Origin of the sequence: Photobacterium sp. Ph5, from assembly GCF_022129445.1 — a bacterium.
Classification (GTDB): domain Bacteria; phylum Pseudomonadota; class Gammaproteobacteria; order Enterobacterales; family Vibrionaceae; genus Photobacterium.
This window is the reverse complement of record NZ_JADQAQ010000017.1, coordinates 18,812-33,926: the sequence shown is the minus strand read 5'-3', so window position 1 is coordinate 33,926 and position 15,115 is coordinate 18,812. Positions and strand designations below refer to the sequence as shown.

Here is a 15,115-nt window from a genome sequence, read left to right as displayed (position 1 = left end):
AAGTGTTTTTTCACTTATTTACGTAAATGACTCGTTATTTGCCCGACAGTGTAAAACGAGCCAAAGACGATTACCATATCATCGCTGTTAGCTTTTGTTAGCGCTTGGTCAAATGCGTCCTCTGGCTTATCAAAACCCATACAATCTGTTGGTAAATACTGTAATATCTCATCAGCAATCGCCGCCCTAGGCCCCGTTAAAGAAGCGGGATACCAATGATCCACGACATCTCTCATCATTGCGATAGTCGAAGCGATATCTTTATCATGGAGCATCGCAACAACAGCATGAATGTGCTTCTTACTTTCTTTTTTCTTCATTCGATTTAATTGCTGAGCGAAATACTCAGCAGAATGGGGATTATGTGCGACATCCATAATAATCAATGGGTTATTACTCACACGCTGCATACGTCCTGGTAATTGGGCTTTACTTAAGCCTTTAATAATATTCTCTTCCGAGATATCAAGCTCTGCGGTTCCTAAAGCCATTAAGGCTGTGGCTGCATTAGGGAGCGGTAAATTCGGGAGAGGCAAGTGAGATAAATCAAATGCACCACATTGCCAATTCCAGTGGTCATCTGCTACTTGATAATCAAATTGATAACCAACCTGATGTAATTCTGCACCAATATCATCCGCGTGAGCAGGAACAGTTGCTGGCGGATGAGGTTGCCCGCAAATAGCCGGTTTGCCAGAGCGGAAAATACCTGCTTTTTCATAACCAATGACATCAATGTTATCACCAAGCCAATCAACATGATCAATTGCAAGACTGGTGATCACGCTAACATCATGATCAACAATATTAGTGGCGTCTAATCGTCCACCAAGACCAACTTCCAGTACAACAACATCCACTTTATGTGTTTTAAACAGTGTTAACGCAGCAAGCGTACCAAATTCAAATAAGCTTAAACTGATATCACCACGCGCCGCTTCAACACTTGAAAATGCTTTGCTGTGTTCACTATCTTCAAGCTCTTTATTATTGATACGAACACGCTCGTTATAACGTACAAGATGAGGAGAGCTATAAACCCCCACCTTATAACCCGCTTCAATTAAAATCGCTTCTAGCATGGCACAGGTTGAACCTTTGCCATTAGTACCTGCAACAGTAATAACACAAGGTGCAGGTTTAATTAGGTTTGCCTTTTCACCTACAGCCTTGACACGATCTAATCCAAGATCGATTGCACTGGTATGTAATTGCTCAAGATATTTTAGCCATGTTGAAAGCGAGGCTGTCGCTTGTGGTGCAGTCAATCCTGACATGAGAAATCATTCACTTGTTTATAAATTACTTGAGCCATAATTTACCATCGAATCTTAAATAACTTAAACCTATGACGATATAAATTCTATTAAACACCACGTTAATGGAGAACTTGGTATTACGCACTCAAAAAAAAACCGCCTAGCGACAAGCTAAACGGCTTCTATATTCATCAATCGATATAATCAATTAGACGTTTTCTGAATCTTCAGCTTGGACAGGAGTCTCAACAGGCTCTGGCTTACTATCAACAGAAACAACTAACGGTGACGCTTGGTTGGTCATTTTGGCAACAAGGCCTGCGATACGCTGGCGCATTTCACGGCGATCAACAATCATATCAATCGCACCATGTTCAAGTAGGAACTCACTACGTTGGAAGCCTTCTGGTAACTTCTCACGTACGGTTTGCTCAATAACACGTTGACCTGCAAAACCAATCAGTGCTTTTGGCTCACCAATATTGATATCACCAAGCATTGCAAGAGACGCTGATACGCCCCCCATAGTTGGATCAGTTAACACAGAGAAGAAAGGTAAGCCTTTCGCTGATAGACGCTCTAACGCCGCACTGGTTTTCGCCATTTGCATCAATGACATCAACGCTTCTTGCATACGTGCACCGCCACTTGCGGAGAAACAAATCAATGGGCAGTTATTTTCAATTGCCGCATCCACTGCTCGTACAAATTTAGCACCAACGACAGAGCCCATTGAACCGCCCATAAAAGAGAATTCAAAAGCACATGCAACAATAGGTAGACCTAATACTTCCCCTTTCATTGCGATTAATGCATCTTTTTCACCCGTGGCTTTTTGAGCGCTATACAAACGATCTTTGTACTTTTTAGAATCGCGGAATTTAAGCTTATCTTGCGGCTCTAGCTCTGCGGCAATCTCAACTTGCGTATCGGCGTCTAAGAAAGTTTCAAGACGACGACGTGCTTTCATACGCATGTGATGATCACACTTAGGGCACACCTCTAGATTGCGCTCAAGATCTGCATGGTACAGTACTTGATCACAAGAGGTACATTTCGTCCAAACGCCCTCAGGAATCGACACTTTTCGTGAAGAGACAATGTTGCTTTTAGTTAGAATCTTTTCAAGCCAGCTCATGAATGACCTTTATTCTTAATGCTTCCGCCGTCAATGGCCGAAGATACAAATTCATTGGATAACGATCAGAGATTAAAACACAATCTTGCTAATCTGTAGATAAAAAACTGGTACTACCTTATCAAGGTAACCTTTGTAACTCAATCAGCTAAGAATAACGGACCTAATGGTACACGCGGTAAATTGTGCTCTTTCGGGTAATCAACATCGACCAAATACAAGCCTTCAGCTTTGGCTGTTGCCCCTGCTAATGTGCGATTTTTTTGCGCAAGTAGCCACTCAATCCACTCTGGTTTTTCTTCGCCTTTACCGACTTTAATTAAGCTACCTGTAATGTTACGTACCATATGGTGAACAAAGGCATTTGCTTTGATATCAATGATCACGAAGTCGCCTTGGCGAGTGACATTCAGGTGCATTAAATTACGCCATGGGCTACGCGATTGGCAATGTACAGCACGGAATGAAGTAAAGTCATTCTCACCCAATAAATATTGACCAGCCTCATGCATTTTTTTCTCATCAAGATGGCCGTGATAATGGCTGACACCATTACCTAAAATAGCAGGACGTAAGGCATTATTAAAAATGATGTAACGGTAACGACGTGCTGTCGCGGTAAAACGAGCATGAAAATCCTCATTCACTTCTGTCGCCCAACGTACCGCAATATCTTTAGGAAGATGAGCATTGGCGCCCATCGTCCACGCCACCATTTTGCGATCAATATTAATATCGAAGTGAACAACCTGCCCCGTGCCATGAACACCAGCATCAGTTCGTCCTGCACAGAAGACTTCAACCGGTTGATTGGCGACTTTAGAGAGAGCCTTTTCCAAACGCTCTTGTACGCTATCTACATCACGTTGGCGTTGCCAGCCATAATACTTAGCACCATCGTACTCTACACCTAAAGCTATTCGCATAATTTATTCAACTTCGATTAATCAAACCTATGTAAATCACTTACACGTAATTTACGAAAACTGTTCCGAATTATAAGTAATTCACAAGATAAGGGAAAGAATAGCGCGATAGAGATAACATGATATGGCAAGTAAAAAATAAAAAAGCACGATAGACTCACCTCTACCGTGCCTTTCCTTTCTTAAACAAGAAGAATATTACAGCTTAGTAAGCAATCTTTTTGCCTCAGCTTGCAGATCTTGTTCAGCATTTTTTGCTATATCTTCTAATAACCCAACAGCACCTTCGCTATCATTCATTTCTAAATAAGCTTTAGCCAAATCAAGTTTACTTGCATATTCACCATTAGTATCAACATCATAGTCACCAATACTGGCTAACATATCAGGGTACTCGTCAAGCCCTACCTCTAAATTTAAAGGATTGGCATCGGGATCGACTTGCTGATGTGATGGGTCATCTTTCATTAATTCATCAATACTAATATAAGACGGCTTTTCAATAATGGATCGCTCAGTCAGCAATTCACTGGTTGCTGCATTTTCAAGAGCACTTGAGTGTAATGAGAAATCTGACTCTAACGAAACCGACTTCACATCATCTTTGACCAAATGCGGTTGTTGTGTCCAATCCTCTTGAGCTAATTCAGGTTCAGATACCGAGGTTTGCCACACTTTAGCATCATCATCAGACAGCTCATCGTCAAAAGTATGATCTGCCACTAACTCATCTGCAGTTTGCGTTAATAATCCATCACGTTCATCGTCTTCTAAACCCAGTCCAGAGCGTTCCACTTGCTGTTTGGGTTGTTCATCAGTTAATGATGAATCAGTCGTGCTATCACTAATATCTTGTGACTGTATTGGCTGAGATGGACGATCGTTCTCTGTATTATCGTTTAATGAATCATCAAACAGTAATGCATCCATATCTAGGCCAGCGGAATCAACCATTGTTTGATCCAACTGATCTAATACAACTGGCTTCTCTATTACGTCGATAAGCTCTTCATTGGGTAAACGTAGACCTTGTTCAATTTCATATTGCTCAAGCTCATGTTGTTCATCCAATGAGGCTTGCAGCGCTTCACCTTCATCAAACTCTGGAATGGTCGTTGGATCGAGTTTTTCAAAAGGATAAACATCCCTTTGAGCGGTATCAAATGGCGATACTTCATTTTCACTAGCAACCGCTGATGCTGATAACGATGACTCATCAGGTAATTCAGGAGTAGTTTCAGCAACAAAGTCTACTGTATTTTCAGAAGATAATTCAGATTTAGGTGAATACTTGTCTGCAGCTTCCGCAGCTTGCTGCAATTGACGAATAACATTATCAAGTGCGATTTGCTCATCAATATCGTTATTAAGTTCTGTTTCGTCAAAAGGCTCAGCATCAGGATCATCCAATGCCGCTTGTTCATCAAATTCAGGTAAATCATCGAGTGATAATACGTCTTGATGAACAGCGTCTTCTTGTGGTGATTCATACACATCATCAGCAAATGCTTTTAATGCATCCTCTTCATCAAAAGAAGGAAGATCGTCTACATTCAGCGGTTCAGGTTGCTCTGCTGCAACATGACTCGCTAATGCATCTTGCTCATCAAGTTCACGTTCAAGATCTGAAACGGTTAATGGTTTAACATCACTGTCTAGCGATTGACGATAAAAGTCTTCGTCTAAAACATCATCTAAAATCTCATCGAATTTCTGTTCACTACTTGGTGATAAGGTTTGCAGCTCTTCTGTGTTTTGTGACTCAAGGACTTCTTGAGATGGTCTATCGCGAGTGTCACTAACAAGTTCAGAAGTGAAAGCATCATTAAACACTTCTTCACTTGGCAATTCAGCTACAACTTCAGCTCCTAATGTATCAGGCTCGACAGTATCAGCATCGCTTTCATCAGTAAGCGATATGTCTTTTTCCGGTTGAGCATTTTTTTCAACATCATTTTCAGGAGCAATAACATCCTTTAATTTCTGCTCTACATCAGAAGCTAATGACTTAGATTCGACAATCTTATCAAGATGTTGATTCTCATTATTCGGAATATCTTGCTCATCGACTGCTGCTAACTGCTCGGATAAAATTTCATCTAATAATTCAGTACTGGATTCATCGATGGCAATGTCATCTTGTTGTGATGAGGTTTCACTTTCAGCGTCATTGTCTTTTAATAATTCATCAAGCAGTTCAGTACTATCTTCAGCAACTTCTATCGTTAAATCCGATTGTTCTGGTTCATCATCTAAGATCAACTCATCAAGCAATACTGTACTGTCTTCTTCAAGCTCAATATCACTACTTAATTCATCATCTTCTACTAACTCATCAAGTAACGCAGTACTACCTTCTTCAAAAACACGTTCATCATCTTGTATTTGATGAGTCGACGCGTCAGGAATCGTTTGATCTAACTCTGGTAAATCAGCACTAAAACTGCCAAATAATGTATCCAATTCATCTTGGTCAATATTTTCAGATGCGTTAACTTCAGCATCATCTGACTTGTCATTAACGTCATCAGTTTCATGATCTTGGTTTTGCTCTTCTGCTTGTTGCAAAATTTCATCTAATAACGATTGCTCTAACAAGCCGTTATCTAATTCTTCATCTTCGTTATCTGCAGGCAGTGACTTAACATCATCATTATCACTAAGATCAAAGTCATCCTGAGATAAATCAAAGTCATCGAGACTATTTTCAGTGTCTTCATCTTTCGCTGATTCATTGAGAGATTTCTCCCACATTAACGCTAAGGCTTCATCTGAACTTGGCTCGCTCTCATTATCCATTTCATCAAGAGCACGCTCCATGTCTTCTAGACCAATGGCGTCATCACCTTTAACTGAAATACTGCGGCTTAAATTATTTTCAAAAGCTTCATCAAATTCAATATCATTAACAACTGCTGATTCAGTCTTAGCATCAACTTCATCGCTAAACTCAGTAACAGGCTCTTTTACCTCTTCTTTTTCATTTTTAGTTGATGGTTCATCTTTATCATCAATATCTAACGTAAAGTCAGTATCATTGAATAGGTCATCATCCGCAAAGAGATCATCTAAATCATCCGAAGTATCAAGAGCTTGATCATTACCATCAACAGGAGGGCTCACAACAGGTGCCGTTTCAACTGCTGTCGCCTCTGGAGCGTTTAATGATTTCACCTCATCTTGCTCGTCTTCTTTACGACGCAATAAGAAGAATGCCAGCAATGCAGCAAGTAAACCGCCAGGAATAATACCAGCAGCAGCTAATGCCCAAGGATTATTGGCAAGAGAGTCAAACCATGTCGTGGTTGGCGGTGTCACAGCTTGTGGTGTTTGTTGAATTTCTTTTTGTTGTTCTAAAAACAGCAATATTTCTTGACGAACCTTATCACTGTCTTGTACTTGATCTTTAAGTGCTAACACTTCTTGTTGCATTTCTGCTAAGCGTAAACGAAGCATGTGGTTGCTTTCCACCAGCTTTGTCATTTGCTCATCAGTCATCGTTTTTTGCGGTTCTGATAATTCAGGCTTGGCTGGAATTACTGTATTCTCTGCATTATCAACATCAGCGACTTCAACTTTTTCAGTTTTAGGCGCTTCAGAAGTATTCGCTGTTAATTCTGTTGGTGTCGCAGCACTAATAACACCAGCGGTTGTTGCTACAGCTACCGCTTTTTCTATTGTTTTAACTGGAACATCTGTTGTTGGCTTAGCCGTTTCAGTAACCGTCGCCACAGGCGTTACAATTGGCTCTGCGGGCTGTGGTTTTTTTACATCTTTTTTCGCTGCCTGCTCTGCTTGTATTTTTTGTAATTCTTCAGGCTTGGGCTTTAATTTTACAACACGTTTTGGGGTAGCAGGCTTCGCTTTTATATATGGTGCACGCTTTTTATCCGCTTCTAATTGACGACGGATCAAACTCTCTTTCTCGTTTTTAACCTGGCTTAATGTTGGCATAACTAAAGTGCTACCAGGGATCAAACCATGAATATTACTGTTTTCAAATGCTTGAGGATTAACGTGATAAATAGCGCCAATAACTTGGTATACAGATACTGAAGCATTAGGACGATTTCGAGACGCGATTGACCACAAGGTTTCTTTTTCACCTGTAGGGCCATAACGGCGAGTAGAAAGAGAGGATGTATTTAACTGCGGGATAGAACGCAGAGTTGGCGAATCAGTACCTCGGCTCGCTTGCGAATAGGATCCATCCTCACTCGATGGGCCAATAATACGAACGGTATTCGCATTCACCATAGGTAAATAAGAAGAAATGGTAACGAAAGCTACCGGTACAATAAAGCGCTTTACTATCTTTGGGATATCAGACACTGCCTGCGTTCCTCTCTGGCAGAGATAAATAAGCCGAAAACGTTAACTCAATGAACGCATTTCGAAATAATACGAATTACTTATATGTTGCATAAACTGCACATATAACGACAACAAAAAGAAAATCTTAAGGTTGTTATGGCTAATTTTTGCTAGGTAGCGATGTATGTCAAGTGACTACTTAGGGTTTTACCAGCAAGATCATGGAAATGAGGAAGGAGCAATCTCTTGCTCCTTTGTTTTATTTCTTTTACAAATATTCTTCAATTAACTTTTCAGCAATCTGAATACTATTTGTTGCCGCACCTTTACGTACGTTATCAGCTACAACCCACATATTCAGACCACATGGGTGACTAATATCTTCACGGATACGACCAATCATCACGTGATCTTTACCCACAGAATCTGTTACCTGTGTTGGGTAATCAGTACCATGGAAAACTTCAATACCATCGGTATTTTCAAGTAGATTAATCGCATCTTCGATTACTACAGGTTGATGCGTTTCAACATGCACCGCTTCTGCATGACCAAAGAAAGCAGAAACACGCACACAGGTTGGATTAACACGAATACTTGAGTCACCAAGGATCTTTTGTGTTTCCCACACCATTTTCATTTCTTCTTTGGTGTAACCGTTATCCATAAACTCATCAATATGAGGTAGACAGTTAAATGCAATTTGCTTGTCATAAGCACTGTTTTCAGCTGGCAGACCGTTCAGCAATTTTGCCGTTTGCCCCGCAAGCTCATCAATCCCCTTACGACCAGAGCCAGATACAGATTGATAAGTCGCGACATTAATACGATCAATACCATAAGCATCCTGAATTGGCTTAAGAGCAACTAACATTTGAATCGTAGAACAGTTGGGATTCGCAATAATATTACGGTTGCGATAATCAGCAATAGCTTCAGGGTTAACTTCAGGGATCACTAAAGGAACATCATACTCATAACGGAATTCAGATGTATTATCGATAACCACGACACCAAAATCAGCCGCGATAGGTGCCCAATGACGTGATGCTTCAGCACCAGCTGAAAATAGCGCGATTTGAACTTGACCCCAATCGAAATCTTCCACGTTCTTCACGCGGATTGATTTACCTTTAAAACGTAGCACTTTGCCAGAGCTACGATCACTTGCCAGCAAGTAAAGATTGCGAACAGGAAAATTACGCTCTTCTAGCACCTCGACCATAGCTTCGCCGACAGCGCCCGTTGCGCCTAATATTGCGATATCATATTCCTGACTCATTGAGTGACCTCTACTACTGTAAAACCTAATTTAGCCAGCGACTCTACCTCAAAATCTGCCTTACCTGCTACTGTAATTGCACTATATTCACGGCGATCCCAGTAGTTTTTTCGCATAAGATCAAAAGAGGTTGCCATTTTGCTGTTATCGTCACCAGCTAGCTGCATTTGACGACGGAAAATGCCGTCGTCTTTACGTACATCATACACCAATTGGGTAAGGCTAAATAAACTAGCCTCATCCCATTGACGGCTAAATTCAACCTGAGGGATTGGCGCAACAGGCAATAGTTCACTCGCATCTACCTGCTTATCAACCCCAAGAAACTCACAAAAGCGATTAAACACCATCGTTGTTCCACGCGCTTTACCTTCAAGCCCATACCCTGCCACATGCGGTGTCGCAAAAGCTAAATAAGGTAGTAGCTCTAAATCCACCAATGGCTCTTGCTCAAACACATCAAGTACTGCTGTGAGTAATTTCCCTGTTCCATTCTGAGAAGCCACTAAGGCAACTTTTAAAGCATTATTATCAACAATAGGACCACGTGCCGCATTAATTAAAATAGCATTGGGTTTTAATGCATTAATAAAAGTTTCGTTTACTAAATGGTGAGTTGGAAACTCGACATCACGCGTTAACGGGGTATGGGTTGTGATGACATCACACTCGGCAAGTAGCGTTTCTAACGAATGAAATTTACGATCATCGCCTTCCGCTTGCTTTAATGGATCGTTAAGCAGATAACGAATACCTAATGCATCTAAACATTTAACTAAATATGAGCCAACATTACCAGCGCCAATGATCCCAACAGTACGGTCAAAAATAGAAAAGCCTTGTTGCTGCCCTAATACCATTAAGCTACTAAGTACGTACTCGGCAACACCCACTTTGTTACAGCCTGGTGCTGCTGTGAAAGTAATACCACGCTCAGCTAATAGCGGTTGATCAACATGATCTTGTCCTGCCGTTGCTGTTCCCACAAATTTTAACTTATCGGCTTTTTCTAACAGGCTGCTATTAACTTTTGTCACCGAGCGGATCATCAGGGCGTCAATCCCTACCAAATCATCAGCCGTTAAATTTCGACCTGGTTTGGCGATAACCTCACCAAGCTCACTAAACAACTCCAACGCATACGGCATATTTTCATCAATAAGGATTTTCATTTCGGCTTCCCTGCTTTACTTAATCAGCCCCGAACAAATCTCGGGTATATACTTTTTCTTGTACGTCTTGAAGTTCAATATCCATACGGTTCGAAACAATCACATCAGATATCGCTTTAAATGCCTCAAGATCTTTGATTACTTTTGAACTGAAGAATTCATCTTCTTCCAGTACGGGTTCAAACACCACAACTTCAATACCTTTGGCTTTTATACGTTTCATGATGCCTTGAATACTGGATGCACGGAAATTATCTGACCCTGATTTCATAATTAAGCGATAAACGCCTACAACTTTAGGTTGTTTGGCAATAATTGAATCTGCAATAAAGTCTTTACGTGTCGTATTCGCATCCACAATCGCACCAATAATGTTATTCGGTACGTCACGGTAATTCGCGCGTAATTGCTTAGTATCTTTCGGCAAGCAGTAACCGCCATAACCAAAGGATGGATTATTATAATGATTGCCAATACGAGGATCTAACCCCACACCTTCGATAATCTGACGACTATCGAGTCCTAGTGCTTCCGCGTAGCTATCGAGTTCATTAAAATAAGCCACACGCATTGCAAGGTAAGTATTGGAAAATAATTTTACCGCTTCTGCTTCTGTAGAATCTGTAAATAAAACGGCAATATCTTGCTTTTCGGCACCTTGCTTTAATAGTCCAGCAAAGATCTCAGCTCGCTCTGAACGTTCACCAACAATAATACGAGAGGGATGTAAATTATCGTACAGTGCACGACCTTCACGTAAAAACTCTGGCGAGAACATAATATTCGTAACGCCAAACTGTTTTTTTATACTTTCTGTATATCCAACAGGCACAGTTGATTTAATCACCATGGTCGCTGATGGATTTTTCTCAATAACGTCTTTAATAACTGCTTCTACTGAGCTGGTATTAAAATAATTTGTGATCGGATCATAATCAGTTGGGGTAGCTATAATGACAAATTCAGCACCATCATAAGCATGTGATGCATCAGTTGTCGCATTAAGATTCAAATACTTATTTTTTAAGAAATCTTCAATTTCCTTATCAACAATTGGGGATAATCCTTGGTTGATTAATGAAACCTTTTCCTCAACGATATCTAACGCAACAACTTCATTGTGTTGAGCTAAAAGCACTGCATTTGACAGGCCTACATAACCTGTACCCACAACTGTAATTTTCATACTTAACCTCAGTAAACTAATGTGCAAGTAGCTATTATTGTCCTTGCTAACTGGCTATTAGTTTAACTGAAAATAGACTAAAATAACAAAGTCACAATCTAGACATGTTAATAATTCTTCAATGTTGACATATAGTTAAAAAAAAGAGCCATAAATAACTTTATGGCTCTTTTTCATTTTTAATAAATACTAGAGTTAATCAGAATCTAGTTTACTTACGCTTCGTATTTCTTGATCACTAGTGTTGCGTTAGTACCACCGAAACCAAAGCTGTTAGACATTACCGTCTTCAGTTCAACATCACGCTTCTCAGTCACAATATCAAGACCTTGTGCTGCTTCATCTAGGTTATCAATATTGATACTTGGTGCAACGAAACCATGCTCAAGCATCAATGTTGAATAAATAGCTTCATGCACACCTGCCGCACCCAGTGCGTGACCAGTCATGGCTTTTGTTGCTGAGATTGCTGGGCAGTTATCGCTAAATAACTCTTGAATTGCACCTAGCTCTTTCACATCACCAACGGGTGTTGATGTACCGTGAGTATTGATGTAATCAACAGGCGCATCTAGATCTTGCATCGCCATCTTCATACAGCGAACTGCACCTTCACCTGATGGAGCGACCATGTCATAACCATCCGATGTTGCGCCATAGCCAACGATCTCACCGTAGATTTTAGCGCCACGTGCAAGTGCATGTTCTAGTTCTTCAACCACAACCATACCGCCACCACCAGAAATCACGAAACCATCGCGATCAGCATCGTAAGTACGTGATGCTTTTGATGGATCGTCATTATATTTGGTTGATAATGCACCCATTGCGTCAAACATCATGGTTAATGACCAATCAAGCTCTTCACCGCCACCAGCAAAAACAACGTCTTGCTTACCCAGTTGGATTAGCTCTAGAGCGTGACCAATACAGTGTGCAGATGTTGCACATGCTGAGCTCATTGTATAGTTAACACCACGGATCTTAAACGGTGTTGCTAAACACGCAGAGACGGTTGAAGACATCGTACGTGGCACCATGTAAGGACCAACACGCTTTACACCTTTTTCACGCAACGTATCTACAGCAATGTATTGATTATGTGATGATGCACCACCAGAGCCAGCCACCAAGCCTGTACGCTCGTTAGATACTTGATCTTCTGCTAAGCCAGAATCGGCAACCGCTTGCTCCATTGACAGGTAAGCAAAAGCGGCAGCATCACCCATGAAACGCATTTTCTTACGATCAATATGTTCTGCTGGGTTAATTTTCAGATCACCCCAAACATTTGAGCGCAGTTTCATTTCAGCAAACTGCTCAGAAAAATTAATGCCTGACTTGCCTGTTTTCAATGACTCTAGTACTTCTTCAACGTTGTTACCAATACTAGATACAATGCCCATGCCTGTAATTACGGCTCGTTTCATGATGACTTCCTACTGAAATTAATGGATATAGCCTAACCGTGAGCTTTCTCGACGGTGGGTTTGCTCCCAAACGGCTTTAAGATGCACGTTCATGACGGTAATTATACCGTATTTAACGGAACATCATATCTTAAAGCGGTTTGGCGTTCGTTATTCCGAGATAACAAGAGCCCATCGACTATAACGGCTTTGGCGGTAAAAAGTGGTCAGCTTTCCTGATATTCGGGTACAATCGGTTCAAAATTGCCATTTCTTTCTATATTACGCCTAAAAGTGGTGATATTTAAACCAAGTTTTCCATTATCGTTTGTCTGTTATAAAAGAGGTTCCCCCTTTGTCTTCTTCACAACAAGAAAAATCCACCTTACAAATTGAAAATGCAGTTCTTGATTGGAACGATGTGGGAACACCCGTCTCAAATAACTTTGATGATGTCTACTTCTCCAACGTTAATGGATTAGAAGAAACGCGCTATGTTTTCATTAAACAAAATGGCTTACCTGAGCGATGGATTGACGGCGACCGTCGTCGTTTTGTTATTGCAGAAACAGGGTTTGGTACCGGATTAAACTTTTTAGCCGTATGGAAAGCATTTAAAGATTACCGTTCTCAATATCCAGATTCCACAACCACAGAGCTACACTTTATTAGCTTTGAAAAATTCCCGGTTACTCAACAAGATTTGATTAAAGCCCACCAAGCATGGCCTGAACTTGCAGAGCTTGCAGAGCAACTTCATGCTCATTACCCACCCGCTATTAAAGATTGTCATCGTATCGTATTAGAAGATGGCATGATCACCTTAGATCTCTGGTTTGGTGATATCAAAGATTGTATGCCTCAAGTATGGGTTGGCGATGAGGGTATCGTCGATGCATGGTTCCTAGATGGTTTTGCCCCTAGCAAAAATCCTGAAATGTGGAACCAAAACTTATTCAGAGGCATGGTTAAAATGGCACGTAAAGATTGTAGCGTAGCAACCTTTACTGCTGCAGGTTTTGTTCGTCGAGGATTAATAGAAGCCGGTTTTGATATGAGAAAAACCAAAGGCTTTGGTACTAAACGTGACATGATCGTAGGTCACGTTGTTGAACGCCAGCATAAAACGAATATTATGCCTTGGTATAATCGTGAAGCACAAACAGAGCCAAACGCAAATATTGCTATTATTGGTGGCGGTATCGCATCTGCAACTACCGCACTGGCTTTGCTTCGTCGAGGTCAAAATGTCACATTATATTGCGCTGACAATGAACTTGCTGAAGGTGCATCAGGCAACCGACAAGGCGCTGTCTACCCATTATTAAATGGCAATAATGATAAGTTATCCCGTTTTTTCTCTAGCGCTTTTATCTATGCACGACAACTTATAGAGCAAGCCGCAATTCACAGCGATTTTAGTCATAACTGGTGTGGCGTAACTCAACTGGCGTGGGATGATAAATCAAGCCATAAACTCGCAAATATCATCAATGGTGGTTTTGCATCTGAACTTGTTCATAAGCTCGATAAGGAACAAACCAAACAAATCACGGGTATTGAAACAGGGTTTGAAAGTGTTCATTACCCACTTGGCGGATGGTTATCACCTAAAGAGTTAACCACAGCGTTAATTGAACATGCTGTTAATGAAGGGAAACTGACGCTACAAACACAAAAAGAATTATGTCAGCTAGAACAAGTTAACAAAACTCAATGGCAACTGACTTTTACAGATGGTAGTGAAGCGCAGCATAGCACGGTTATTTTGGCTAATGGTCACCGCTTTAATCAATACCCTCAAACCCAGCAGATCCCTGCATCTTCTGTACGCGGGCAAGTCAGCCACGTGCCGACAAATCCATCACTGGGCGAGCTAAAAACAGTGCTTTGTTATGACGGCTATCTCACTCCAATGAATCCAGAAACACAAAGTCATTGCATTGGAGCAAGTTACGATCGTCGTAATATTGATCTTAATTTTAACGAAAATGACCAACAAGATAACAAACAACGGTTAGTAAACTGCTTACCTAATGTTGAGTGGCCTAAACAGATTGATATCAATGGCTTTGATGTTCACAACAGAGCACGTGTTGGTATTCGTTGTGCGGTACGTGATCACTTACCCTATGTGGGTAATGTTTGTCGTTATGATGATTTATTACAGCAATACGATGATCTTAGAGATAATCAAACGTCAGCGAAAGCTGCACCAACCTATAGTAATCTTTTTGCTATAGTTGGTTTAGGCTCTCGAGGATTAAGCTCAGCACCATTACTCGGTGAGCTCTTAGCATCGCAAATTTGTGGCGATCCATTACCACTACCACTTGACGTACTTGAAGCGCTCCACCCAGGTCGCATGTGGGTAAGAAAGCTACTTAAAGGCAAAGCAATTCAGGCACTATAAATTAATAAAAAAGCGC

9 protein-coding genes are annotated in these 15,115 nt (G+C 40.9%); 1 reads left to right on the top strand and 8 read right to left on the bottom strand.

Annotation, left to right across the window (positions count from 1 at the left end; all coding sequences use genetic code 11):
* Positions 1-14 precede the first annotated feature (14 nt).
* From folC to fabB, 8 genes are all read right to left on the bottom strand, one after another.
* Entirely contained in the window at positions 15-1,277 is a 1,263-nt protein-coding gene (folC, locus tag I3259_RS08695) for a bifunctional tetrahydrofolate synthase/dihydrofolate synthase (protein WP_238029260.1), read from the bottom strand.
* Between the two features lie 190 nt (positions 1,278-1,467).
* Positions 1,468-2,397, bottom strand: a complete 930-nt coding sequence (accD, locus tag I3259_RS08690; RefSeq protein WP_238029259.1) for an acetyl-CoA carboxylase, carboxyltransferase subunit beta — start codon at positions 2,395-2,397, stop codon at positions 1,468-1,470.
* 140 nt (positions 2,398-2,537) lie between these two features.
* Positions 2,538-3,323, bottom strand: coding sequence for a tRNA pseudouridine(38-40) synthase TruA (truA, locus tag I3259_RS08685; protein WP_107206058.1), 786 nt, complete (start codon positions 3,321-3,323; stop codon positions 2,538-2,540).
* Between the two features lie 198 nt (positions 3,324-3,521).
* The gene (locus I3259_RS08680; protein WP_238029258.1) at positions 3,522-7,655 is read right to left on the bottom strand and encodes a FimV/HubP family polar landmark protein; all 4,134 of its coding nucleotides are present in this window, start codon (positions 7,653-7,655) and stop codon (positions 3,522-3,524) included.
* 250 nt (positions 7,656-7,905) lie between these two features.
* Positions 7,906-8,919 (bottom strand): aspartate-semialdehyde dehydrogenase, encoded by a 1,014-nt coding sequence (locus I3259_RS08675; protein ID WP_238029257.1) that lies wholly within the window; start codon positions 8,917-8,919, stop codon positions 7,906-7,908.
* Positions 8,916-10,091, bottom strand: a complete 1,176-nt coding sequence (locus I3259_RS08670) for a 4-phosphoerythronate dehydrogenase (RefSeq protein WP_238029256.1) — start codon at positions 10,089-10,091, stop codon at positions 8,916-8,918. The genes I3259_RS08675 and I3259_RS08670 overlap by 4 nt, the downstream gene beginning before the upstream one ends.
* Before the next feature lie 19 nt (positions 10,092-10,110).
* Positions 10,111-11,277 carry a nucleotide sugar dehydrogenase gene (locus I3259_RS08665; protein WP_238029255.1) on the bottom strand — a complete coding sequence of 389 codons (1,167 nt, stop codon included), beginning with the start codon at positions 11,275-11,277 and terminating at the stop codon, positions 10,111-10,113.
* A gap of 215 nt (positions 11,278-11,492) precedes the next feature.
* Positions 11,493-12,707, bottom strand: a complete 1,215-nt coding sequence (gene fabB, locus I3259_RS08660; protein WP_238029254.1) for a beta-ketoacyl-ACP synthase I — start codon at positions 12,705-12,707, stop codon at positions 11,493-11,495.
* Positions 12,708-13,041: 334 nt separating this feature from the next.
* Here fabB and mnmC point away from each other — a divergent pair, with 334 nt between their 5' ends.
* On the top strand, positions 13,042-15,099 hold the full coding sequence (gene mnmC / locus I3259_RS08655) for a bifunctional tRNA (5-methylaminomethyl-2-thiouridine)(34)-methyltransferase MnmD/FAD-dependent 5-carboxymethylaminomethyl-2-thiouridine(34) oxidoreductase MnmC (RefSeq protein ID WP_238029253.1): 2,058 nt from the start codon (positions 13,042-13,044) through the stop codon (positions 15,097-15,099).
* Positions 15,100-15,115 lie beyond the last annotated feature (16 nt).

Bases quoted from the DNA above. Each gene is read 5' to 3' on its own strand.
- folC (WP_238029260.1), bottom strand. From the start codon at position 1,277: ATGTCAGGATTGACTGCACCACAAGCGACAGCCTCGCTTTCAACATGG.
- accD (WP_238029259.1), bottom strand. From the start codon at position 2,397: ATGAGCTGGCTTGAAAAGATTCTAACTAAAAGCAACATTGTCTCTTCA.
- truA (WP_107206058.1), bottom strand. From the start codon at position 3,323: ATGCGAATAGCTTTAGGTGTAGAGTACGATGGTGCTAAGTATTATGGC.
- I3259_RS08675 (WP_238029257.1), bottom strand. From the start codon at position 8,919: ATGAGTCAGGAATATGATATCGCAATATTAGGCGCAACGGGCGCTGTC.
- I3259_RS08670 (WP_238029256.1), bottom strand. From the start codon at position 10,091: ATGAAAATCCTTATTGATGAAAATATGCCGTATGCGTTGGAGTTGTTT.
- I3259_RS08665 (WP_238029255.1), bottom strand. From the start codon at position 11,277: ATGAAAATTACAGTTGTGGGTACAGGTTATGTAGGCCTGTCAAATGCA.
- fabB (WP_238029254.1), bottom strand. From the start codon at position 12,707: ATGAAACGAGCCGTAATTACAGGCATGGGCATTGTATCTAGTATTGGT.